This window comes from Pelagibius sp. (assembly GCF_965249265.1).
Taxonomy (GTDB): Bacteria; Pseudomonadota; Alphaproteobacteria; order Kiloniellales; family Kiloniellaceae; genus Pelagibius.
This window is the reverse complement of sequence record NZ_OZ252224.1, coordinates 4,154,398-4,175,490: the sequence shown is the minus strand read 5'-3', so window position 1 is coordinate 4,175,490 and position 21,093 is coordinate 4,154,398. Positions and strand designations below refer to the sequence as shown.

At 64.2% G+C, this 21,093-nt stretch carries 22 protein-coding genes; 9 read left to right on the top strand and 13 right to left on the bottom strand.

What is annotated here, in order from left to right:
• Nucleotides 1-1,161: an acyl-CoA dehydrogenase family protein gene (locus ACP146_RS19705; protein ID WP_422368467.1), complete on the bottom strand. Its 1,161-nt coding sequence runs from the start codon at nucleotides 1,159-1,161 to the stop codon at nucleotides 1-3.
• 113 nt (nucleotides 1,162-1,274) lie between these two features.
• Between ACP146_RS19705 and ACP146_RS19700 the strand changes: the two genes are divergently transcribed.
• On the top strand, nucleotides 1,275-2,240 hold the full coding sequence (locus ACP146_RS19700; RefSeq protein ID WP_422368466.1) for a GlxA family transcriptional regulator: 966 nt from the start codon (nucleotides 1,275-1,277) through the stop codon (nucleotides 2,238-2,240).
• Nucleotides 2,241-2,373: 133 nt separating this feature from the next.
• On the opposite strand, the gene ACP146_RS19695 is transcribed toward ACP146_RS19700, so the two are convergent.
• Complete coding sequence (locus ACP146_RS19695; RefSeq protein ID WP_422368465.1) at nucleotides 2,374-3,393, bottom strand: LacI family DNA-binding transcriptional regulator; 1,020 nt, start codon at nucleotides 3,391-3,393, stop codon at nucleotides 2,374-2,376.
• A gap of 51 nt (nucleotides 3,394-3,444) precedes the next feature.
• Complete coding sequence (locus ACP146_RS19690) at nucleotides 3,445-4,215, bottom strand: SDR family oxidoreductase (RefSeq protein ID WP_422368464.1); 771 nt, start codon at nucleotides 4,213-4,215, stop codon at nucleotides 3,445-3,447.
• 229 nt (nucleotides 4,216-4,444) lie between these two features.
• Between ACP146_RS19690 and ACP146_RS19685 the strand changes: the two genes are divergently transcribed.
• Both ACP146_RS19685 and ACP146_RS19680 read left to right on the top strand, forming a co-directional pair.
• Nucleotides 4,445-5,476 carry an L-idonate 5-dehydrogenase gene (locus ACP146_RS19685; protein WP_422368463.1) on the top strand — a complete coding sequence of 344 codons (1,032 nt, stop codon included), beginning with the start codon at nucleotides 4,445-4,447 and terminating at the stop codon, nucleotides 5,474-5,476.
• A 41-nt stretch (nucleotides 5,477-5,517) separates the two neighbouring features.
• Nucleotides 5,518-6,111, top strand: a complete 594-nt coding sequence (locus ACP146_RS19680; RefSeq protein ID WP_422368462.1) for a hypothetical protein — start codon at nucleotides 5,518-5,520, stop codon at nucleotides 6,109-6,111.
• A gap of 14 nt (nucleotides 6,112-6,125) precedes the next feature.
• On the opposite strand, the gene ACP146_RS19675 is transcribed toward ACP146_RS19680, so the two are convergent.
• The gene (locus ACP146_RS19675) at nucleotides 6,126-6,869 is read right to left on the bottom strand and encodes an SDR family NAD(P)-dependent oxidoreductase (RefSeq protein WP_422368461.1); all 744 of its coding nucleotides are present in this window, start codon (nucleotides 6,867-6,869) and stop codon (nucleotides 6,126-6,128) included.
• Nucleotides 6,870-7,001: 132 nt separating this feature from the next.
• Between ACP146_RS19675 and ACP146_RS19670 the strand changes: the two genes are divergently transcribed.
• Nucleotides 7,002-7,973, top strand: a complete 972-nt coding sequence (locus ACP146_RS19670) for a bifunctional methionine sulfoxide reductase B/A protein (protein WP_422368460.1) — start codon at nucleotides 7,002-7,004, stop codon at nucleotides 7,971-7,973.
• Nucleotides 7,973-8,611 (top strand): pyridoxamine 5'-phosphate oxidase family protein, encoded by a 639-nt coding sequence (locus tag ACP146_RS19665; protein WP_422368459.1) that lies wholly within the window; start codon nucleotides 7,973-7,975, stop codon nucleotides 8,609-8,611. The genes ACP146_RS19670 and ACP146_RS19665 overlap by 1 nt, the downstream gene beginning before the upstream one ends.
• Before the next feature lie 28 nt (nucleotides 8,612-8,639).
• On the opposite strand, the gene ACP146_RS19660 is transcribed toward ACP146_RS19665, so the two are convergent.
• Nucleotides 8,640-9,668, bottom strand: coding sequence for a LacI family DNA-binding transcriptional regulator (locus tag ACP146_RS19660; RefSeq protein WP_422368458.1), 1,029 nt, complete (start codon nucleotides 9,666-9,668; stop codon nucleotides 8,640-8,642).
• Between the two features lie 195 nt (nucleotides 9,669-9,863).
• Between ACP146_RS19660 and hisD the strand changes: the two genes are divergently transcribed.
• The 3 genes from hisD to ACP146_RS19645 are packed head-to-tail and all read left to right on the top strand — an operon-like array spanning nucleotide 9,864 to nucleotide 12,972.
• Nucleotides 9,864-11,171 carry a histidinol dehydrogenase gene (gene hisD / locus ACP146_RS19655; protein ID WP_422368457.1) on the top strand — a complete coding sequence of 436 codons (1,308 nt, stop codon included), beginning with the start codon at nucleotides 9,864-9,866 and terminating at the stop codon, nucleotides 11,169-11,171.
• The gene (locus ACP146_RS19650; RefSeq protein ID WP_422368456.1) at nucleotides 11,168-11,932 is read left to right on the top strand and encodes an SDR family NAD(P)-dependent oxidoreductase; all 765 of its coding nucleotides are present in this window, start codon (nucleotides 11,168-11,170) and stop codon (nucleotides 11,930-11,932) included. Before hisD ends, ACP146_RS19650 begins: the two co-directional genes overlap by 4 nt.
• 53 nt (nucleotides 11,933-11,985) lie before the next feature.
• Nucleotides 11,986-12,972, top strand: a complete 987-nt coding sequence (locus ACP146_RS19645; protein WP_422368455.1) for an alcohol dehydrogenase catalytic domain-containing protein — start codon at nucleotides 11,986-11,988, stop codon at nucleotides 12,970-12,972.
• A 150-nt stretch (nucleotides 12,973-13,122) separates the two neighbouring features.
• On the opposite strand, the gene ACP146_RS19640 is transcribed toward ACP146_RS19645, so the two are convergent.
• From ACP146_RS19640 to pcaD, 8 genes are all read right to left on the bottom strand, one after another.
• Complete coding sequence (locus ACP146_RS19640; protein ID WP_422368454.1) at nucleotides 13,123-14,130, bottom strand: ketopantoate reductase family protein; 1,008 nt, start codon at nucleotides 14,128-14,130, stop codon at nucleotides 13,123-13,125.
• A gap of 22 nt (nucleotides 14,131-14,152) precedes the next feature.
• On the bottom strand, nucleotides 14,153-14,923 hold the full coding sequence (locus tag ACP146_RS19635; protein ID WP_422368453.1) for a fumarylacetoacetate hydrolase family protein: 771 nt from the start codon (nucleotides 14,921-14,923) through the stop codon (nucleotides 14,153-14,155).
• 146 nt (nucleotides 14,924-15,069) lie between these two features.
• Nucleotides 15,070-16,407 carry a 3-carboxy-cis,cis-muconate cycloisomerase gene (gene pcaB / locus ACP146_RS19630; protein ID WP_422368452.1) on the bottom strand — a complete coding sequence of 446 codons (1,338 nt, stop codon included), beginning with the start codon at nucleotides 16,405-16,407 and terminating at the stop codon, nucleotides 15,070-15,072.
• 18 nt (nucleotides 16,408-16,425) lie between these two features.
• Nucleotides 16,426-17,280: a 3-keto-5-aminohexanoate cleavage protein gene (locus tag ACP146_RS19625; RefSeq protein WP_422368451.1), complete on the bottom strand. Its 855-nt coding sequence runs from the start codon at nucleotides 17,278-17,280 to the stop codon at nucleotides 16,426-16,428.
• Nucleotides 17,273-17,848: a protocatechuate 3,4-dioxygenase subunit alpha gene (pcaG, locus tag ACP146_RS19620; RefSeq protein ID WP_422368450.1), complete on the bottom strand. Its 576-nt coding sequence runs from the start codon at nucleotides 17,846-17,848 to the stop codon at nucleotides 17,273-17,275. The genes ACP146_RS19625 and pcaG overlap by 8 nt, the downstream gene beginning before the upstream one ends.
• Nucleotides 17,845-18,558 carry a protocatechuate 3,4-dioxygenase subunit beta gene (pcaH, locus tag ACP146_RS19615; protein WP_422368449.1) on the bottom strand — a complete coding sequence of 238 codons (714 nt, stop codon included), beginning with the start codon at nucleotides 18,556-18,558 and terminating at the stop codon, nucleotides 17,845-17,847. Before pcaH ends, pcaG begins: the two co-directional genes overlap by 4 nt.
• Nucleotides 18,555-18,944, bottom strand: a complete 390-nt coding sequence (gene pcaC / locus ACP146_RS19610; RefSeq protein ID WP_422368448.1) for a 4-carboxymuconolactone decarboxylase — start codon at nucleotides 18,942-18,944, stop codon at nucleotides 18,555-18,557. The genes pcaH and pcaC overlap by 4 nt, the downstream gene beginning before the upstream one ends.
• Nucleotides 18,937-19,731, bottom strand: coding sequence for a 3-oxoadipate enol-lactonase (pcaD, locus tag ACP146_RS19605; protein ID WP_422368447.1), 795 nt, complete (start codon nucleotides 19,729-19,731; stop codon nucleotides 18,937-18,939). Before pcaD ends, pcaC begins: the two co-directional genes overlap by 8 nt.
• A 178-nt stretch (nucleotides 19,732-19,909) precedes the next feature.
• Here pcaD and ACP146_RS19600 point away from each other — a divergent pair, with 178 nt between their 5' ends.
• Nucleotides 19,910-21,091 (top strand): trans-sulfuration enzyme family protein, encoded by a 1,182-nt coding sequence (locus ACP146_RS19600; RefSeq protein ID WP_422368446.1) that lies wholly within the window; start codon nucleotides 19,910-19,912, stop codon nucleotides 21,089-21,091.
• Nucleotides 21,092-21,093 lie beyond the last annotated feature (2 nt).

The following is a 21,093-nucleotide window of genomic DNA, read 5'->3' as shown; positions in this document are numbered from 1 at the left end:
CTAGGACCCCAGGGGGCGCAGCAGGTCGCGGGAGATGATATGGCGTTGGATCTCGGAGGTGCCGTCCCAGATGCGTTCGACCCGGGCGTCACGCCAGAAACGCTCCAGCGGCAGGTCGTCCATCAGCCCCATGCCGCCGAAGATCTGGATGGCTTCGTCGGTGACGCGGGCCAGCATCTCCGTCGCGTAGAGTTTGGCGCTGGCAATCTCCCGGTTGGCCGGCAGGCCTTTGTCGAGCCGCCAGGCCGCGGCGAGGGTCAGCCAGTCGGCGGCGTCGATCTCCGTTACCATGTCGGCCAGCTTGAAGGAGACGCCCTGGAAGCGCCCGATCGGCTGGCCGAACTGTTTGCGCTCGGCGGCGTAGGGCAGGGCGAGATCAAAGGCACGGCGCGCCCGCCCGACACTCATCGCCGCCACCGTCAGGCGGGTGCCGTAGAGCCAGGTGTTGGCGATGTCGAAGCCGCGGTGCACTTCGCCCAGAATCTGGGTCTTGGGTATCCGGCAGTTGTCGAAATCGAGGATGCAGTTGTGATAACCGCGGTGGCTTACCGAGTTGTACCCGGGACGGATCTCAAAACCCGGCGTGCCGCGGTCGACCAAAAAACAGGTGATGCGTTTCTTTGGGCCCCGCGAAGTTTCTTCCTCACCCGTGGCGACGAAGGCGATGACGAAGTCGGCGATGTCGGCATGGCTGATGAAATGCTTCGAGCCGTTGATCACCCAGTCGCCGCGGTCTTCGCGGGCCGCGCATTTCATGCCCCTGACGTCGGAGCCGGCGTCGGGTTCGGTCATGGCCAGGGCGTCGGTCTTCTCGCCGCGCACCGTCGGCAGCAGGTAGCGCTCGCGCTGTTCGCCTTCGCAGGCCATGAGAATGCCGGAGGGACGGCCGAAGAAAACGGTCAGGGCTTGCGATCCGCGGCCCAGTTCGCGCTCCAAGAGGGTAAAGTCGAGGTGACCGAGGCCGCCCCCGCCGACCGCCTCCGGCAGGTTGGCGGCATAGAAACCCAGGTCCAGGCATTTGCGTTTGATCTCCGCCCCCAGTTCCGGCGGCACCTGGCCGGTTTTTTCGACCTCGGCCTCATGGGGATAGATCTCGGTTTCGACGAAGCGGCGAACCGTATCGACGATCATCTGCTGTTCGTCTGATAGCGCGAGATCCATGGCGGCGCTTCCTCCGGGGCGATGTGATCAAGGGGGCGGTGCGATCCGGGAATGATGGCCGTCTGAGCCAAGAATGATTGACCCGTCGCGCATAAAATTTGATTATTTCTGCAATGACGTTGCTTCAACCCACGGATCGCGGCCTCTCGGTCACTTTTCTGGTTTTGCCGGACTCCTCTTTGATGTCGGTGGCCTCGGCGCTCGATCCTCTGCGGGCGGCAAACCGCATGGCCAAGCGCGACCTTTTCTCCTGGCAGCTTGCCAGCCTGGACGGGCGGCCTGTCCGGACCACCTGCGGCGTCGAGATTCCGGCAGGGCTTGCCCTTGCGCAGGCCAGGGGCGGCGACCTCTTTGTCGTGGTCGGTGGCTTCAATCAGGATCGCCATATCGATCGCCGTGTGATTGCGGAACTGCGGCGCTGCGCCCGTTGTTATGGAGCGTTGGGCGGCGTCGAGACCGGTAGCTGGGTGCTGGCCCGCGCCGGTCTGCTGGACGACAGGGCAGCGACCACCCATTGGGAAGAACTTGAAGATTTCCAGGCCCGCTTTCCCTTCGTCGAGGTGAAACCGGACCGCTTCGTCGTGGATGGCGACATTCTGACTGCCGGCGGTGCCTCGCCGACTTTCGATCTGATGCTCCACATCATCCGCGCGCGCTACGGCTATCCCCTTGCCCTGGAAGTCGCCAGCGTCTTCATCTACGAGGGGACGAAGACGGCGGCGGACGCCCAGCACCTAGTTTCCCTGGGGCGTCTCAGCGGCGACGAACCGCGGGTGGCGGAGGCGGTGCGCCTTATGGAAAACCATCTGGACGAGCCGCTGACCGTTGCGGCGATTGCCGACCGGCTGAGCATATCGGTACGGATGCTGGATTATCTCTTCCAGCGTGGTCTCGGCTCTTCGCCCGGCCGTTTCTACCTGCGGCTCAGGCTCCAGACTGCGCGCCGACTCGTCCTGGATACCCGCCTGCCGATGCAGGAGGTGGCGCTGCGTGTGGGCTTCGGCTCTCTCTCCGCCTTTTCCCGGCGTTTCAAGGAGCGTTTCTCGGTTTCGCCGAGCCGTTACCGGAAAACCCAATGACAAAATTGAGTATTGCAAGACCTGACCCTAAGGTGCCGGGCGCTCCATAACGGCGATTTGAGGAGCGAGATCAGATCGTTAGAGGATCGGGCACAGCCGAAAACCCGGCCGCCTCTGGGGTATGGTTTCCTGATCAGGCGCTTTCGCGTTCGATGATCTGGAAGTCCATCAACGAGGTCACCGGCGCGCTGTCGGGGTTTTCGCCGGTCAAGCGTTCCAGAACCAGTTCGGCGGTCCGGCGGCCGATCCGCTCGGCATGGACCTCGACGGTGGTAAGGGACGGCACGGCGCAGTCCGCCAGGTCGTAGTTGCCGAAGCCGGCGATGGCGATGTCCTGAGGGACACGCAGGCCGCGCCGCTGACACTCGCAGAGCGCCCCAAAGGCGGAAAGATCGGAAACGCAGATTACGGCGTCGATGTCCGGCCAGCGCTCCAGCATCTGGGCCAGGGCGCCGCCACCCTGGCGCATGGTGATCGGCGGGTCGCCGAAGGCCGTCACCCTGGGGTCGCAGCCGAGCTCGCGCATGGCTTCCTCATAGCCGCGGCGGCGGTCGGCGCCCCGGGTATCGCGGCTCGAAGCGCCGCCGATGTAGCCGATGCGCCGATATCCCTTTTCGTAGAGGCGGCGGCACATCGCTTGAGAGGTTTCGCGGTTGGAAAAACCGACGACATGGCCGATGGGTTTTTCCGGCAGGTCCCACATCTCAACCACCGGAATGCCGGCATTGGCCATGAGGCGGCGGGCCCGCCCCGTATGCGATCCGCCGGTTACGACCAGCGCTTCGGGCCGCCGCCGCAGCATGGACTCGATCAGTTTTTCCTCGGCGTTCATGTCGTAGTCCGTGTAGCCGAGCAGCACCTGCAGGTTCACGTCCTTCAACCCTTCGGTCAGCCCGCGCACCGTATCTGCGAAGTTGGAGTTGTTGATCGAGGGAATGGTGACCGCAATGAACCCGGTCTTGCGCGACGAAAGCCCCGCGGCGGTACTGTTCAGGACATAGCCGAGTTCGTCGGCGGCCTCTTGGATCTTGCGGCGCGTCTCTGCGGAAGCCGGCGCATCGGCCCGCAGGGCCCGCGATACGGTCATGGAAGAAACGCCGGCAAGGCGGGCAACGTCGGCCATGGTTGGCGCTTTCTTGCGCTCCTGGCTCATCGTCCGGCTCCTTTTCTTGGCCTCTTTCTTACCATGTCTTCTTTCTCGGGTTCACAAACAGGCGGTGATGCCGCCATCAACATAGAGAATGTGTCCGTTGACGAAGCTCGACGCATCGGCGCTCAGAAACACCGCGGCGCCGACCAGTTCTTCGACGTTGCCCCAGCGGCCCGCCGGTGTACGGTTGGTCAGCCAGGCGGTAAAGGCCTCGTCGGCGACCAGGGCCTCGGTCAACTCGGTATTGAAGTAGCCCGGGGCCAGGCCGTTGATCTGCAGGCCATGCTTGGCCCAGTCCGTCGCCATGCCCTTGGTCAGGTTGGTGACGGCGCCCTTGGAGGCGGTGTAGGGGGCGATGCCGGGGCGGGCCAGAGCGCTCTGCACCGAACAGATGTTGACGATCTTGCCGCGACCACGGCCGATCATGTGCTTGGCCACCGCCTGGCCGACGCTGAAGACCGAGTTGATGTTGGTCTTCATCAGAAAGGCGAAGTCGTCGGGGTCGAACTCCTCCAGTGGCCGCCGATGCTGCAGCCCGGCGTTGTTGATCAGGATGTCGATCGGCCCGGTATTCTGCTCAAAGTCATCGACGGCGGCCTTCACTGCGCTATGATCGGTGGCATCGAAAGCCAGTTCGTGAACTGTGGCGTTTTCGTTCCGCAGAGTCTCTGCGGCCTTTGCCAGGCGCTCGCGGTTGCGGCCGTTCAGGACCAACGCCGCGCCAGCTTGTGACAGGCCCCTGGCCAAGGCGAAACCGATGCCCTGGCTGGAGCCGGTGATCAGGCAGCGGCGCCCGGTAAGATCGAAGAGAGATTGCGCGGACATAACGGTTTTCCTTGATCGGCGCGGGACGCCCTAAAAACTTAGGGATCGGCCGCACGCCGTAAAGACTTGGGTCGGCGGGGTACCGTAAAGCTTGGGAACGGGGTTGCATCGCTATTTGTTATCGATAACATTGCGATGTCAATGCTGAAGAGGCCGGGCCGTTGAGCCTGGGCACGGCAAGCAAGCGGCGGACCGGGCGGTTTCGCCGGTAAGGAAGAAAGGCTGGATCATGCGCGCTCTGGTAATTCACGCTCCGAAGGATCTGCGGACCGAGGAATGGAAAGAGGAAGCCCCCGGCGAGGGTCAGGTGATGATCCGCATGGAAGCCGGCGGTGTCTGCGGTTCCGACCTGCATTACTATAATCACGGCGGCTTCGGCCCGGTCCGGATCAAGGAACCGATGGTTTTGGGCCATGAGGTTTCCGGCCGGGTGGCCGAAGTCGGGCCCGGTGTGACCGGCCTCGCGCCCGGCGATCTGGTGGCCATCAACCCTTCGCGGCCCTGCGGCACCTGCGCCTATTGCCTGGAAGGCGCCCCCAACCACTGCCTCAACATGCGCTTTTACGGCTCGGCCATGCCGTTTCCGCACATCCAGGGCGCTTTCCGCCAGGCCATGGTTGCCGATGTCTCGCAGTGCGTGAAAGCCGATGGCCTGAGCGCCGGTGAAGCGGCCATGGCGGAACCGCTTTCGGTGGCGCTTCATGCAACGCGGCGGGCCGGTGCGCTGTTCGGTAAGCGGGTGCTGGTGACCGGCTGCGGGCCCATCGGGGTGCTGGCGGTTCTGTCCGCACGACGGGCGGGTGCGGCGGAGATCGTTGCCACCGATCTTGAGAGCAAAGCCCTGTCTCATGCCGCCGAAGCCGGGGCCGACCGCACCATCAATGTGGCCGAGGAGCCGGAGACCCTGAGTGCCTATGCCGCCGGCAAGGGGCACTTTGACGTTCTCTACGAGGCTTCCGGCGCGCAGCCGGCGCTGGTTTCCGCGCTGGCGGCGATGCGGCCGCGCGGTGTCGTCGTGCAACTCGGCATGGGCGGCGACATGACCCTGCCAATGATGCAGATCACCGGCAAGGAACTGGAACTGCGGGGATCCTTCCGCTTTCACGAGGAATTCGAACTGGCGGTGGAGTTGATGTCCAAGGGCCTGATCAACGTGAAGCCGTTAATTACCCACACCATCGACTTCGATCACGCCATCGACGCTTTCGAACTGGCCGGCGACCGCTCTCAAGCGTTGAAGACGCAGATTGCATTCGCCTGACGCCTTCGCGATGATCCTCTTGCGTTAAAGAGGAGATTCCGATGTACGGGACTTGCCGACCAAAGCCTTTGGTTTTGTCCGCGCTGTTGGGCGCGTTTGTTTTCATTGCATCGCTTCTGGTTTCCAATCAGGCCTTGCAGGCTGCGGGCTTGGAGAAGGCGAGCGGGCAGGTCATCCTGACCATCGCCGGTTCGGTCTCGAAGACCAACCGGCCGGCGTTTTCCGAGTTCGAGGACGGCTTTCTGAACTACCAGGAAAAGTCCTTCGAGGCGGCGGCGGAGTTCGACCTAGCCATGCTGGAATCCCTCGGCATGCACAAAGTGAAGATCAGCCTGGATGCCTGGTCCTCGGATTTCACCTTCGAAGGTCCCTGGCTGAAAGACGTACTGGCGGCGGCGGGTGCCGAGGGCCGAGACATTGCCATCGTCGCCCTTGATGGTTTCGCTTCGGAGATTTCAGCAGAGGATATTGCGGCCTTCGATTGGCTTGTCGGGGTGAAGCGCGACGGGCGCTACCTGAGCATCGGCCAGCGCGGTCCCTTGTGGGTCGTCTACCGGCGGCCGGACGGCAAGGCGCCGACGGCGGAGGATGAGCAGCGCTGGCCCTGGGCGTCGTTCTTCATCGAAGTCAGGTAGCCGGGTCTGCCGGCCTAAAACGGGATTTCCTTGCCGTCCCAGGCGAAGACTTTGCCGCTGTCCCCGGCGGCAAGGCCGTCGACCACTTCCAGCAGATGGCCGGCGGCTACCGCCGGCGCGAAGAGTTTGTCTTCGGCGACGCCGCCCTGGAACGGTTTGGAGAGCTGACTGTCGACCGTGCCCGGGTGCAGGCCGACGCAGATCATTTCCTTGCGGTTGCGCGCGACTTCGATGGCGAGGCAGCGGATGGTCATGTTAAGGGCGGCCTTCGCTGCCCGATAGCCGTACCAACCGCCCAGCCGGTTGTCGCCGATGCTGCCGACCCGGGCTGAAAGCGCCGCGAAGACCGCCTTGCGGTCGCGTGCAAGGATCGGCAGGAAGTGCTTGGCCGCCAGCGCCGGTCCGATGGCGTTGACGTGAAAGCTGCGCGCCAGGTTCCCGGCATCGAGGCTGCGGAAGCTTTTCTCCGGCTGTAGTCCCGGTCCCTCGTGCAGCAGGCCGCTGGCGACCAGAACAAGGTCAAGCGGCCCGTCTTCCTTTGCCAGGGACGCCGCCGCGGCGATGCTGTCTTCGTCGTCATAGTCCAGGGAGGCAGCGACGCAGTCTCCGGTTTTGGGGGCCGCCCGACGCGAAAAGGCGTAGACGACATCTACACCCTCCAGTCCGCAGAGGTGCTGGACGAAGGCGCCGCCGATACCGCCGGAAGCGCCAATAACCGCGGCTCTCAAGGGCCTGCCAAAGCTGGCGAGCTTGGTCATTTCGATGTGATCGCGGTTGCAGTTGCAGGTAGCCGGGCTTGGGAAAACCCTAGGGGGAAACTATATTATCAGCAGACAAAGGAAAGGGCTGCACGCCCGCCTTTTTTGCCGACAAGAGAGGGGAGAAGCCCGATGACCGAGAGCTACAGGAAAACACCGGAATCCCTTGAGCGCCTGAACGAGGCGCAGTTTGCGGTGACCCAGCAGGATGCGACCGAGCGGCCTTTCCAGAACGAGTTCTGGGATCACAAGGAAGCCGGCCTCTATGTCGATGTGGTGAGCGGGGAACCCCTCTTTGCCTCCAGCGACAAGTACGATTCCGGCAGCGGCTGGCCCAGCTTCGTGAGGCCGGCGGAGGCCGACAACGTGGTCGAGAAGCGTGACGAGAGTCACGGCATGGTCCGCACCGAGGTGCGCTCGAAACACGGTGACAGCCATCTCGGGCATCTCTTCCCCGACGGCCCTGCGCCGACGGGGCTGCGCTACTGCATCAATTCCGCTGCACTGCGTTTCGTTCCTCTGGCTGATCTGGAAGGGGAGGGTTACGGTGCCTACAAAGAGCTGATCGAGCCGCCGCAACACCAGTCGTCCGAAGCGACGGCCGTCTTCGCCGGCGGTTGCTTCTGGGGCATGCAGGATCTTTTCCGCAAGCTGCCGGGCGTGACCGCGACGCGGGTCGGCTACAGCGGCGGCGCCATGAAGGACCCCGGTTACCGGGATATCACCACCGGCACCACCGGCCACGCCGAGGCCCTGGAGGTTGTCTATGACCCGGCCAGGGTAAGCTATGAAGATCTCCTCGGTTTCTTCTTTCAGATCCATGACCCCACCACCGCGAACCGCCAAGGCAACGACGTGGGCACCCAGTATCGCTCGGTGATCTTCGTGAATTCCCAGGAGGAAGCGGATACCGCGGCACGGGTAATCGTGGCAATCGACGCCTCAGGCATCTGGCCCGGCCGGGTGGTGACCGAGGTGGTTCCGGCGCAGCCGTTTTACGAAGCGGAGCCGGAGCATCAGGATTACCTGCAGCGCTATCCCCAGGGCTATACCTGTCACTTCATCCGCCCGAACTGGCGGCTGCCGCGCAGTGAGGTCGCCTGATGAGCGAAGCGGAACTGACGGCGGGGTCGTCGATCATCACGACAGTCGAGGAATTAGAGCGTCTCTACGGCGTGCCGCATGAAAACTCGACGGTTAAAGAGGTGGACCATATCACGCCCGAGTACCGGCGGATCATCGAGGCTTCGCCCTTTGCCGCCCTGGCAACTGCGGGTCCCGAAGGTCTCGACTGTTCGCCAAGGGGCGACAAGCCCGGCTTCGTGCGAATCCATGACGACCGCACGCTTATGCTGCCGGATCGCCGGGGTAACAACCGCATCGATTCCCTGCGCAATGTGGTGCGCGATCCCCGGGTGGCCCTGCTGTTTCTCATTCCGGGGGCCGGCACCACATTGCGGGTCAATGGCCGTGCCCATCTGAGTATCGATGCCGAACTGCTGGCGTCCTTTTCCGTCGACGGCAAGGCGCCGCGCTCCGTGCTGGTGATGACGGTGGAGGCCATCTACTTCCAGTGCGCCCGCGCCATCGTCCGGTCGGACATCTGGAACGCCGCGACCCATGTGGACCCCAAGTCATTGCCGACAGCGGGCGAGATTCTCGCCGCGCTCAGCAAGGAGAGGATCGGCGGCAAGGCTTACGACGATGCCTGGGAGGCGCGGGCCCAGAAGACCCTCTGGTAGCCGCGCGCCGGACTGTGTCTGATCTGTCCTAACGGGAAATCGGGCCTGTCGAACCGCGTACCACCAGCTCTGCCGGCAGTTCGATGTGCCGGGATTGCGTATCGGCATCGCTGCCTTGGGCCGTCAGAAAGTCGGCAGCCAGGCGCCCCATGTCGATCAAGGGGGCGTGGATGGTGGTGAGGCCGGGTGCGATCTCTCTTGCCAGTTCCAGATCATCGAAGCCGGTAATCGAGAGGGTCTCGGGAACGGCTATTCCCATCGCCGTTGCCTCCAGCAAGGCGCCCAGCGCCAGGACGTCGTTGCCGCAAACGATCACCGTCGGCGGGTCGTTCAAGGACAGCAGCTTCCTGCAGCTCGCCCGGCCGGCGGCTAGAGTGTAGGGCTGCTCCAGAATGCGGCTGGGGGGCAGATCCACTGAACGCCGCCGCAAGGCATCGCGGGTTCCGCGGATGCGCTCCATCGCCCGGTCGTTGCCGGCGGTGAGACCGCCGACCATGGCAAAGCGGCGGTGGCCCAGGTCGTAGAGATAGGCAACGACCTTTTCCATAGCGGCGACATTGTCGAAGCCGATGGTGGGATGCAGCGATTCCGGATGGTGGACGTAGGTGTTGACGTAGCGAATGCCGTGCTTGTCCAGCAGGCTGTAAATCGCCGGGTCGCGCTGTTCGCCCGTCAGCATGATGCCGTCGACGCCCCGGACGATGAGATTCTCGATCTGGTTCTGCTCACGCTCGGGCCGATAGTCTGAGGAGGCCAGAAGCAGGGTTCTGCCCCGGGCGTCCAAAGCATCCTGCAGGGTCTGCGCAACCTTGGCGAAGATGGCGTTGTCCAGCGTCGGGATTACCGCGCCGATGGTGTTGGTGCGCCGCGATGCCAGCGCCCGCGCCGCGCCGTGGGGCCGGTAACCGGTCTCGGTGATGGCCGCCATCACCTTTTCGCGCAGCTTCGGGCGGACCTTTTCGGGGGCGCTGAGACAGCGCGAAACCGTTGCCGTCGAAACCCCGACGTGCCTGGCGACATCATCAAGTGTCGGGCGGCGATCCGGTTGTTGTTGCAAGCGCTTGCTTCACTTTTCTCATGTGGCCTGCCGTCTCGAAGAGGTCCTCGATCCGGCTGTTTGTGCATCATATCCCATTGCACTGGGGAAAGCACCCCGACGGCCGCTCCCTTGACTCCCGGCTCCCCGCGGCGCATTGTCTTTCAAAATGTAAGCGCTTGCAAACAGATCGCAAGCTATTGGGAGGCTCCGATCGTGACCATCGAATACCTGAAGAAAGCCGACAAAACCGCCGCCACCGGTGAGCAGGACGTCCGCGAGACGGTCCAGGCGATCCTGGACGAAATCGAAGCGGGCGGAGAGGCCAAGGTGCGCGACTATGCCGCCAAGTTCGACAAATGGGAGGGCGAGATTCTGGTGACGCCGGAGGCAGTCGCGGAAGCCTCGACCAAGGTGTCGCAGAAGCTGAAAGACGATATCCGTTTCGCCCATGATCACGTGCGCCGCTTCGCCGAGGCTCAGTTGGCGGCGATGCAGGATACGCAGGTCGAGTTGCGGCCCGGGTTGATCGCCGGTCATCGCAACATCCCAATGGCCGCTGCCGGTTGTTACGTGCCCGGCGGGCGCTACGCCCATGTCGCTTCCGCCATCATGTCGGTGACGACCGCCAAGACGGCCGGTGTCGATCACGTCATCGCCTGCTCGCCGGCAAAGGCGGGTGAAGGCGTTCACCCGGCGATCCTCTATACCCTCGATCTTTGCGGCGCTGACTCTGTCCTGGCCCTCGGCGGGGTTCAGGGTGTGGCGGCCATGGCCTTCGGTCTCTTCACCGGCCATCCAGCCGATATCCTGGTGGGCCCGGGCAATCAGTTCGTCGCCGAAGCCAAGCGCATTCTTTACGGCCGCGTGGGCATCGACATGTTTGCCGGGCCATCGGAGGTGATGGTGATTGCCGATGCCACAGCGGACCCGGAGATCGTCGCCTGGGATCTCGTCGGGCAGGCCGAACACGGCTACAACTCCCCGGCCTGGCTGATCGCCCTGGACCGCAAGCTCGCCGAGCGGGTCGCCGAACTGGTCCCGCAGATCATCGCAACCTTGCCGGAGGTGAATCGCAGCAATGCCGAGGCGGCCTGGCGCGACTATGGCGAGATTGCCCTGGTCGATTCGCCGGAGGCCGGCGCTGCCCTCTCCGACGACTATGCTTCCGAGCATCTGGAGGTGCATTGCGCGGATCTGGATTGGTGGCTGAAGCGCCTGCGCAACTACGGGTCCTTGTTTCTCGGCGAGGAGACGACGGTCGCCTTCGGCGACAAGACCTCTGGTCCCAATCACATCCTGCCGACAAAAGGCGCGGCGCGCTATACCGGCGGCCTTTCTGTCGGTAAGTTCATGAAGACCGTTACCTGGCAGCGCATGAACCGGGAATCGACCCGGGATATCGCCCAGGTTACGGCCCGGATCTCACGCCTCGAAGGTATGGAAGGTCATGCCCGTACGGCGGATGTGCGTCTTGAGAAATGGTTTCCTGAAGAGAAGTTTGACTTGGCGGCGGCAGAGTGATCGAGAGTCTTTTTGATCTTTCCGGGCGCATCGCCTGTGTAACCGGCGCCAGTTCCGGTATTGGGCGAAGACTTGCCACTGCCCTGGCTGAAGCCGGGGCGACGGTGGTCGGCGTGGCGCGCCGGCAGGATCAACTCGACGCATGGCTGGCGGAGACCGAGCCGGCTGGCGCGCGCGGGTTCGCCTGTGTCGCCGACCTGGCCGATCTCGCCGCAATCGAGGATACCGCGGCGCGGATTGCGAAGCTTGGCGGGGCGCCCGACATTCTGGTGAATGCCGCTGGTATCAACACGCGCCAGGCGGCCGATGCGGTGACGGCGGAGGGTTGGCAGCGGACGCTCGATCTGAATCTCTCCGCGCCGTTCTTTCTGGCGCAGGCCCTTGTTCCGGCCATGCGGACCAAGGGTTGGGGGCGGATCATCAATTTTGCTTCGCTGCAGTCGGAGCGGGCTTTTGCCGGAGGGGTCGCCTATGGCACCTCCAAAGGCGGGGTCGTGCAGATGACCCGCGCCATGGCGGAGGCCTGGTCACGCGACGGCATCACCTGCAATGCGCTGGCGCCGGGCTTTTTCCCGACCGAACTGACCGCCGCCGTTTTTGACGATGCGGCCCGCGCCGAACGTAACGCCGCGCAGACCTGTATCGGCCGCAACGGTGTGTTGGACGATCTGGTGGGCCCGGCGGTGTTTCTGGCGTCGCCCGCTTCGGACTATGTGACCGGGCAGACGCTTTTCGTTGACGGCGGCTTCACCGCCAAATAGCAACGGGCCAAACAGCAACCGGCCCAGGCAGCAATGGGCAGAGCGAGGTTTTCATGAAGGCGCTTGTTTACACGGCAACGCAGCAGACCGAATTCCGCGAAGAGCCAGAGCCGCAGCGCGCCGATGGCGAAGCTTTGGTACGCATCGACGCCGTTGGCATCTGCGGGTCCGATATGCATGCCTGGCACGGCCACGACGCGCGCCGCGTGCCGCCCATGATCCTGGGTCACGAGGCCTGCGGCACCGTATTGGAGGGCCGCAATCCGGGAGAGCGGGTGGTGCTCAATCCCCTGGTGACCTGTGGCGTTTGCCGCTACTGCGTCGAGGGTCGCTCGAACCTCTGCCCGTCGCGGGACTTGATCGGCATGCGCCGGCCCGGAGCCTTCAGCGAGCGGATTGCCATCCCCGAGCGCAATCTGATTCCGGTACCCGAGGGAATGGATCCGGCTCACGCGGCCCTCACCGAACCTTGCGCCACCGCCTGGCATGCCCTGGCCCTGGCGGCGCGTAGCGCTTGGCGCCCGCTGGCCGAGACCCGGGCCCTGGTGATCGGCGGCGGATCGGTCGGCCTGCTCGGCGGTTTGATTTTGAAAGCCTGGGGCGTGGCCGAGTTGCGGCTCGCCGAAACCAATGCCTTGCGGCGCGAGACGGCGGCGGCGGCCGGTCTGGCTGTCTTTGATCCCCTTTCCGCGCCCGCAGAGGCGGCCAGCTTCGATCTGGTGCTGGATGCCGTCGGCATGACGGCAACCCGACGTGCGGCAATCGAGGCGGTGACGCCCGGCGGTGTCGTCGCCCATGTCGGCTTGCAGGAGGCCGGCGGCGACTTCGACGCCCGGACGCTCACCCTGTCGGAAATCACCTTTGTCGGTGTCTACACCTATACGGAGGCCGATCTGCGGGCTTCGCTCGCTGCTCTGCATGACGGGCGGCTCGGAACGCTCGACTGGATCGACCGGCGGGCCCTGGCGGACGGCGGCCGGGCTTTCGAGGATCTCGATGCCGGGCGAACCTCTGCCGCGAAGGTGATTCTGAAGCCCTGATCTGCGGATCGATCTGGAGCAGATCCGGGTTTGATGGAATCGCGTTAGCGATCCATCCAATCCGGTGAATCTGCTCTAACCCTTTGATGGATATCGGATTCACATGTTTTGGCGCGACCATGAAGTGGTTCCGCCAAGACATGATCCGATCTAGGCGGCGCCGACCAGCCTGACGCCCGATCCCTCGACCGTCATGGTCTTGTTCAGCAGCAGTACGCAGGCATAGACGGCTTCGATGGCCGGGGCCGGGGTGTCGGTCAGCTTGCCCATTTCCAGGATCGCGCCGATCAGCGCCTCGGTCTCCAGGGAGCGGCCGGCCTCGACGTCCTGCAGCATGGAGGTCTTGTGCCGGCCGACGGACTCGGCACCGGCGATGCGCTTTTCGATGGTGTGGCGGAAAGTAACCCCCAGCTTCTCGCCGATGGCCTGGGCCTCGGCCATCATGGTTGCAGCCAGGTCGCAGGTCTGCGGAAAGCGGCAGATGTCTTCCAGGGTTGCATGGGTGAGGGCAGAGATCGGATTGAAGGTCAGGTTGCCCCAGGCCTTCAGCCAGACCTCGGAGCGGATGTCGTCGAGTATGCGCGAGCGGAAACCGGCCTCGACCAGCAGGTCGTGGAGTTTCTGGACCCGCTCGCTGGTGCTGCCGTCCAGCTCTCCGATCGGAAAGCGGTCGCCTTCGACATGCTTGATGACGCCGGGTTCCGTCACCGCGGCGGCCGGATAGACGACGCAGCCGAGGATGCGCTCGCCTGGGATATGGCGGCCGAGCAGCCCACTGGGATCGAGCGTGTCCAGGCGGCGGCCGTCCAGCTCCCCGCCGAAGCTGTGGAAGTACCACCAGGGCATGCCGTTCTGCACGGTGACGATCATGGTCTCGTCATCCAGCAAGATTTCGATGTCGCGGGCGACCTGGTCGAGGAAGTGGGCCTTCACCGCGAGGATCACCAGATCCTGCTTGCCGGCTTCGGTCGCGCTGCCGACAGCCTTCACTTTCGCGAGCGATTCCTCGCCGTCCTCCCAGATCAGTTTCAGGCCGTCTTTTTGAATGGCCGCGAGGTGGGCGCCCTGATCGACCACCGTGACATCATTGCCTGCCAGGGCCAGCTTCACCGCCATCAAGCCGCCGATGGCCCCGGCGCCAACAACACAGATCCTCATCGCAACTTCCTCTCTTCACATTTCACTGCACAAAGGTGTTCGACAGGCTGCCGATGCCCTCTATGGATACTTCAATGCTGTTGCTTGGCTCTTTCATCGAACCGACCCCGATCGAGGTGCCGCAGGCGATAATGTCACCCGGCATCAGGGTCATGTCGTGAGACAGCAGGCTGACCAGCCGTTGCGGCGGGAAGATCATGTCGGACAGCGGATAGTTCTGCCGCTCCTGTCCGTTCAATACCGTCACGACCGAACAGGCTAGGGGATCGATGTCCGTCGCGATCGTCGGCCCGAAGACGCCGAAGGTGTCGTAGCTCTTAGCGCGCGCCCACTGTGCAAACGTCGGATCTTTTGAGATGATCTTGGCCGCCGTCACATCGTTGATGCAGGTGTAACCGAAGATGTGTTCGGCCGCCTCCGCCTCGCTTACCGCACTGCATGTCTTGCCGATGACGATGCCGAGCTCGCCCTCATAGACCACCGGCCCGTCATAGCTTTTGGGTCGGCGGATCGTCTGGCCGGTGGCCAGGAAGGCATTGGGCGCTTTCAGGAAATAAAGGGGCTCTTCAGGCTCTGGGACCTCCAGCTTGGCGGCCAGGGCGTGAAAGTTGTTCCACAGGCAGATCATCTTGCTGGGATCGCAGGGTGTCAGCAGTTCAACACCATCCAGAGCCAGCGTCTGTCCCGTGGCCTGCGGCGAGCCGAAAAGGTCACCGTTGCAGACCTGAATGGTTCCTTCGTCGAGTTTTCCGACAGCCTCGGTTCCGTTGTACCGGAATCGAACCCAGTGCATAGACCTTGCCTCCCTGACAGCGCGCCCGCTTGGCTCAACAGCCAGCAGGTCCTTTGTTGGGCGTCACTATGAAGTAGCTTCGCCGCTGCCGTAAAGGCTGGCAGAAAGTTTTTCCACATGGTGGAAATGGGCGCTTGCAGCGCGTCTCAGTGCGGGTTTTTCAGCGCACGCTCGATGAGCTGCCTGCTCGCCCCCGTATGCTGCGCCGGATCGCGCAGGGCTTGCCAATCGATGGGGGCATCGCTGGCTTCGGCCAGCAGGTCAAACAGATGGCGGCCGGTCTCGGCCACTTCGCGGCAGGCCTGCTTCACCAGACCCTGCGCCTTCGCGCGCGGGAGGTGCCGGGAAAGCGCAAAGCTCGCGGCCTCCGCCAGAACCAGGCCGTTCGAGGCTTCCAGGTTGGCACGCATGCGTTCGGTATCGATCCGAAGACCATCCATCAGCGCATTCATGTGGTTCAAAGCAGCACCGCAAGCCAACAGCATCTGCGGCAGGCCCAACCATTCCTGCTGCCAGGCGGCGCCGTCGCGTTCGTGGTTGTGCAGGGCGGTGAGCTGCATCTGGCCGGCCAGACCGGCATTCAGGCGCGCCAGAGCGAGGGTTGCCTCCGAATGCACCGGATTGCTTTTTTGCGGCATGGTGGAGGAGCTGCCACCGTCGCCTTCACGCAGTTCGCCGACTTCGTTTTGAGCCAGCAGGATAACATCGCCGGCGATCTTGCCGAGGCTGCCGGTGGCGAGGGCAAGCCAGCCGGCCAGCTCGATCAGCCCGTCGCGCTGATTGTGCCAGGGTAGCGGCGCGACAGTGAGGTGCAGATGCCGCGCCAAGGCCGCTTCCACCGCCATGGCATCGTCGCTTCCCGCCTGACCGCAGAGGGCCGCCAGGGTGCCGGAAGCCCCGCCGAAGGACAGGACTTCGAGGCGTGGGCGCAGTTCGGCCAGCCGCGCACGGTGACGCTGCAGGGGCGCCAGCCAACCCGCCATTTTCAGGCCAAGGGTCGTCGGTGTCGCCTGCTGGCCGCGCGTGCGCGCGGTCATCACCGTGTCGCGCCCGGCGACGGCTTTTTCGTTCAGCGTTTCGCAAAGCCGGGTGAGGCGTTGGTCCAGAAGATTCAAGATTTTCCGCAGGCGCAGCACCAAGCCGCTGTCCATGACATCCTGTGTCGTTGCGCCCCAGTGTACGAAGCTGGCTGCCTCGCCGCCGACGGCGGCGCGCAGAGCGGCTACCAGCGCCGGGACCGGGATGCCGTCGCGCGCCGTCGCCGCGGCGAGATTGGCGGGGTCGATTGTCAGCTTCTCGGCGACGGTGGCGATCTGCCGGGCGGCATCTTCCGGAATGACGCCGCAGTCGCCTTCCGCTTTCGCCAGCGCCGCCTCGACCTCCAACAGGGCGCGAAGCTGGGCGGCGTCGTCAAGCTCTGCAGCGACTTGCGCATCAGAAAGCAGTTCGCCGTAGAGCAGGCTGTCGAAGGGTGTCGCGCTCATGAACGGTTTCTCATAGCCTCAGCCTGCGGCCGGGAGTTTCAGTATCTCCCTTGCCTCGGCCACGCTGGCGGGATAACGGCCGTAGTCGCCGCAGAGCGCCGCGACCCGCGCCACCAGTTCGGCATTGCTCTTGGCGAGGCGCGACTTGTCGAAGCGGATGTTGTCCTCAAGGCCGGTGCGGCAGTGGCCGCCCATCGCCAGCGCCCAGTGGTTGATTTCCAATTGGCTGCGGCCAATGCCGGCGGCGGTCCAGGTCGCATCCGGTTGCAGGGCCTTCAATTGCGCGACCTCGAATTCCAGAATCTCACGCTTCGGCGGCAGGGCGTTCTTCAGGCCGAAAACGAACTGGACGTGCAGGGGTTTCCTTAATTGTCCACCCTCCGCCATCGTCGCAGCGGCATAGAGCATGGCCAGATCGAAGACCTCGACCTCCGGCTTGATCTCGTGCTTCAGCATGGCGGCGGCCAGGCTGTCTACGAGGTCGGGCGGATTCTCGTAGATCATGTTTGGGAAGTTGACCGAGCCGGTGGCAAGAGAAGCCATGTCCGGGCGGTGGTGCAGCATGGCGCCGCGTTCCTCCGGCGCTCGGCCGCGGCCGCCGGTGGAGAACTGCACGATCATACCCGGGCAGTGTTTGCGGACACCCTCCTGAAAGGCGGCGAACTTGTCGGGATCGGAGGAAGCGCGCTGGTCCTCGTCGCGCACATGCACATGAACGATGGTCGCGCCTGCCTCGAAGGCCTCCTGGGTCGACTCAACCTGTTCGGGCACGGTGACGGGCACCGCCGGATTGTCTTCCTTGCGCGGCACCGACCCGGTGATCGCGACGGTGATGATGCAGGCTTCTCCCAGCGGTTTTGGACTGTCAGACATCGAAGAACACGGTCTCCCTGTCTCCTTGCATATGGATGTCGAAACGGTACGCGCCGGGCGCCGAAAGCTCTGCGATCAGAGTGGCGCGTCGCGCCGGATCAAGGGAAGATAACAGCGGGTCGCGCAGGTTGGCTTCGGTCTCGTCGGCGAAGTAGAGCCTTGTATAAAGATGGCTGAGAAGCCCGCGCATGAAAACGATGACCGAGATATGGGGGGCCTGCTGGTCGTCGACCCTGTCGGGTTTGTAGGTGATGAAGCGGAAGCCGGATTCCGGCCCGCTTCCGGTGCCGCAGCGCCCAAAGCCCGAGAACCCGCGGTTGCCTTTGCTGCCCGGCAGCCGGTAGCGGCCCTGTGGGTCCGCCTGCCAGATCTCGATCATGGCATCGGGCACCGCTGCGCCCTCGCCATCAAAGACCCGCCCGGTGATGGTGATTTCATCTCCCTCGGTGGCGGGGTCGCGCAGGTTGGCGCCTGCAATGCTGCGCAGGGGATAGCCGTATTGCTCCGGCGTCAGGCCATAGGCGAAGAAGGGCCCGATGGTCTGGGAGGGTGTCTGGCCCCGGCTCACGACGCACCTTCCCGGGGTGTTTCGCGGCGCCCACGCAGAACGATGTCGAATTGGTAACCGAGGGCGAAGCCTGCTTCCGTAGTCGCGATGTCGAAGCCGGCGACCAGGCGGTTGCGGGCGCTTAAGGGCGTAGCATTGAAGATCGGGTCGAGATCCAAGAGAGGATCGCCGGGGAAGTACATCTGGGTGATGAGGCGTGTCGCGAGGCCGGGCCCGAAGAGAGAGAAGTGAATGTGCGCCGGTCGCCAGGCATTGTCGTGATTGCCCCAGGGATAGGCCCCGGGCTTGATGGTGATAAACCGATAGCGGCCCTCGCCGTCGGTGACGCAGCGTCCGCCGCCGAAGAAATTCGGGTCGAGAGGGGCCTCGTGCTGATCGGCCTTGTGAACGTAGCGCCCGGCGGCATTGGCCTGCCAAACCTCGACCAGCATGTTGGCCTGCGGCTTCTCGTCTTCGTCGAGCACGCGGCCGGTAACGATGATCCGCTCGCCCAGGGGTTCGCCGGGAGGGGCGCCGCCCTGGCGGCCGTTGCGCGTCAGGTCAGCGTCGTCAGGCCCCAGGCTTTCGGCGCCGTAGACCGGCCCGGTGACCTCGGACAGGCTTTGCGGCAGGGGCACTAGAGGCTTGGTCGGGCCGCGCAGGACCGTCGACTTGTAGTCCGGATGGATCAGCGGCGGATGGCTGGCCCAGTCTCTCTGGCGAAAGCTCATCGACCCGGACCCTCGCCGGTTTCTAAGACTCTCTTGGCGATCTTGAAGGCCCGGTTGGCGGCGGGCACGCCGGCATAAACGGCGACGTGAAGCAGGGCTTCTTTGATGTCTTCCGCCGTGGCACCGGTATTGGCGCAGGCCTTGATGTGCATGGCCAGTTCTTCGTCATGGCCGGACGCCGCGAGCAGGGCGACTGTGATCAGGCTGCGCTCGCGTTTGTCGAGACCGGGCCGTGACCAGACCGATGCCCAGGCGCCTTCGGTGATGAAGCGCTGGAAGTCGGCATCGAAATCGGTGGTTGCTGCTTCCGCCCGGGCCACATGATCTTCGCCGAGCACCGCCGCGCGGGTCGTGCGCCCCACGGTTCCTTTGTCATCTTCAGGCAAGCCCGGCCTCCCGGGTGAAGTTCAGGATGTGATCGGCCATGACCGCCGGCTGCTCGATGCAGGGCAGGTGGCCGGCCCCGGCGATCACCTCGCAGCGGGCGCCGGGTACCAGGGCCGTCAGTTCCTGCATCAGGGCAGGTGGCGTCGCGCCGTCCTCCTCCCCCACCAGACAAAGCGTCGGCACGGCGATCCGTTTGGCTTCTTCTGTAAAGTCCGTGTCGCGGATGGCGGCAGCGGTGCCGGCATAGCCGGCCGCGGGGGTGCGGGTCAGCATGTTGCGCCAGCCGGCCAGCGCCGTCGGATCGTCGCGGCGCAGGGCCGTGCTGAACCAGCGTTCCAGGATGGCATCGGCGATCGAGTCGATGCCGTCGGATTCCACCGCTGCAATGCGGGTGTTCCAGAGGGCGTCGTCGCCGATCTTATGAGCGGTGTCGCAGAGGATGAGGCCGCTTACCAGTTCAGGCCGCGCGGCGTAGAGGCCCTGGGCGATCAGGCCGCCGACGGAAAGCCCGCAGATGACCGCCTTGTCGATGGCGAGCGCGTCCAACAGCGCCACGAGGTCACCGACATGGTCGGCCATGGCATAGGGTGTTTTGCCGAGGTCGGAAAGACCGTGCCCGCGCTTGTCGTAGCGCAGGATGCGAAAGCGGTCTGCCAGGCGGACCACCACTTGGTCCCAGATCCGGAAATCCGTACCCAGCGAGTTGGAGAACACCAGCACCGGTTTTCCGCTGTTTTCCGTGGCTCCGCTGTCCCTGACATGCAGGGTCTGGCCGTTTACCGCCATGAAGTGCATCGCCGTCCCAACCTTTTTCTTCTTTATGCTTTGATCGACGGCCCCTTTATTCCATATCTCGCGGGCTATTCAAAATACCCAGCTTTGGCGCCCTCTTGACCCGTAGGGTGTGCTGGGGCCTAGTGGCTGCCGTCATAGTGAAAAAGCAAGCCCCCAGAGAGACTCCGTCATGAAGCCTGAGGATCGCTCCGTCGTGCGCCGCTCGGCGCCGCCGGCATCGGAAACAACGCCGCTCGTCACACCCCTGTTCCCCTCCGTCGTCTACTGCGCGGAGGATGCTGATGCCCTGGATGCCGTTTATGAAGGCCGCGCCAGCGGCTACAGCTATGCCCGCGAAGGACACCCCAACGCCAGTCTGCTGGCGGACAAGATCTCCTGGATGGAGGGCATCGAGGGCGGCATCATCACGGCCTCCGGCATGGCGGCGCTCTCCGCTGTCTTTCTGGCTTTGCTCGACAAGGGCGATCACATCGTCGCGGGCAACCAGCTTTATGGGCGCTGTCTCAGACTGCTGACCAAGGATCTGCCCCGCATAGGCTTCGATGTCAGCCTTGTCGATGCCGGCGATGCCGATGCGGTTGCCGCGGCGATCCGCCCGGAAACAAAGCTGCTGCTGGTGGAGGTGGTGGCCAACCCGACCCTAAGGGTTGCCGACATCAAGGCGCTGGCGACGCTCGCCCGGGAGCACGACCTGATTTTCGTGGTCGACAACACCTTCACCACGCCCCGCGCCTTTCGGCCCTTCGACCACGGCGCCGATATCGTCGTGCATTCTGTGACCAAGCTGCTGGCCGGGCACAGCGATGTGACCCTCGGCTACGTGGCCGCAAAAGACCCCGTCCGCCACGAGGCGCTCTACGACGCCGTTACGACCTGGGGCCTGAACGGCAGTCCCTTTGATTGCTGGCTGGCGGAGCGCGGCCTCAATACCTTCGATCTGCGGTTTCAAAGAGCGCAGGAAAACGCCAAGGCCCTGGCGGATCATTTGCGTGGCCTGCCTGGGGTTCTCCAGGTGCTTTATCCCGGCGAGGATGACCACCCGGACCGCGACCTGGCCCGCGACCTGCTGCAGGGCAACAACAGCCATATGGTGAGCTTCACCCTGGATGCGGAACGGACGGGGGTGAATGCCTTCGTGCGGGCGGCGGCGAACATCGCCTTCGCACCGACCCTGGGCGATGTCGGCACCACCATCAGCCACCCGACCAGTTCTTCCCATCGCGGCCTCACGGTCGAAGAACGCGCGGCACTGGGGATCAGCGAAGGCTTTATCCGGGTTTCGGTCGGGGTCGAAGACATCGACCTGCTGAAGCGGGAATTCACCGCCGCCGTAGCCGCGGCGCACCTATAGAG

Bases quoted from the DNA above. Each gene is read 5' to 3' on its own strand.
- ACP146_RS19705 (WP_422368467.1), bottom strand. From the start codon at position 1,161: ATGGATCTCGCGCTATCAGACGAACAGCAGATGATCGTCGATACGGTT.
- ACP146_RS19700 (WP_422368466.1), top strand. From the start codon at position 1,275: ATGACGTTGCTTCAACCCACGGATCGCGGCCTCTCGGTCACTTTTCTG.
- ACP146_RS19695 (WP_422368465.1), bottom strand. From the start codon at position 3,393: ATGAGCCAGGAGCGCAAGAAAGCGCCAACCATGGCCGACGTTGCCCGC.
- ACP146_RS19690 (WP_422368464.1), bottom strand. From the start codon at position 4,215: ATGTCCGCGCAATCTCTCTTCGATCTTACCGGGCGCCGCTGCCTGATC.
- ACP146_RS19685 (WP_422368463.1), top strand. From the start codon at position 4,445: ATGCGCGCTCTGGTAATTCACGCTCCGAAGGATCTGCGGACCGAGGAA.
- ACP146_RS19680 (WP_422368462.1), top strand. From the start codon at position 5,518: ATGTACGGGACTTGCCGACCAAAGCCTTTGGTTTTGTCCGCGCTGTTG.
- ACP146_RS19675 (WP_422368461.1), bottom strand. From the start codon at position 6,869: ATGACCAAGCTCGCCAGCTTTGGCAGGCCCTTGAGAGCCGCGGTTATT.
- ACP146_RS19670 (WP_422368460.1), top strand. From the start codon at position 7,002: ATGACCGAGAGCTACAGGAAAACACCGGAATCCCTTGAGCGCCTGAAC.
- ACP146_RS19665 (WP_422368459.1), top strand. From the start codon at position 7,973: ATGAGCGAAGCGGAACTGACGGCGGGGTCGTCGATCATCACGACAGTC.
- ACP146_RS19645 (WP_422368455.1), top strand. From the start codon at position 11,986: ATGAAGGCGCTTGTTTACACGGCAACGCAGCAGACCGAATTCCGCGAA.
- ACP146_RS19640 (WP_422368454.1), bottom strand. From the start codon at position 14,130: ATGAGGATCTGTGTTGTTGGCGCCGGGGCCATCGGCGGCTTGATGGCG.
- ACP146_RS19635 (WP_422368453.1), bottom strand. From the start codon at position 14,923: ATGCACTGGGTTCGATTCCGGTACAACGGAACCGAGGCTGTCGGAAAA.
- pcaB (WP_422368452.1), bottom strand. From the start codon at position 16,407: ATGAGCGCGACACCCTTCGACAGCCTGCTCTACGGCGAACTGCTTTCT.
- ACP146_RS19625 (WP_422368451.1), bottom strand. From the start codon at position 17,280: ATGTCTGACAGTCCAAAACCGCTGGGAGAAGCCTGCATCATCACCGTC.
- pcaH (WP_422368449.1), bottom strand. From the start codon at position 18,558: ATGAGCTTTCGCCAGAGAGACTGGGCCAGCCATCCGCCGCTGATCCAT.
- pcaD (WP_422368447.1), bottom strand. From the start codon at position 19,731: ATGGCGGTAAACGGCCAGACCCTGCATGTCAGGGACAGCGGAGCCACG.
- ACP146_RS19600 (WP_422368446.1), top strand. From the start codon at position 19,910: ATGAAGCCTGAGGATCGCTCCGTCGTGCGCCGCTCGGCGCCGCCGGCA.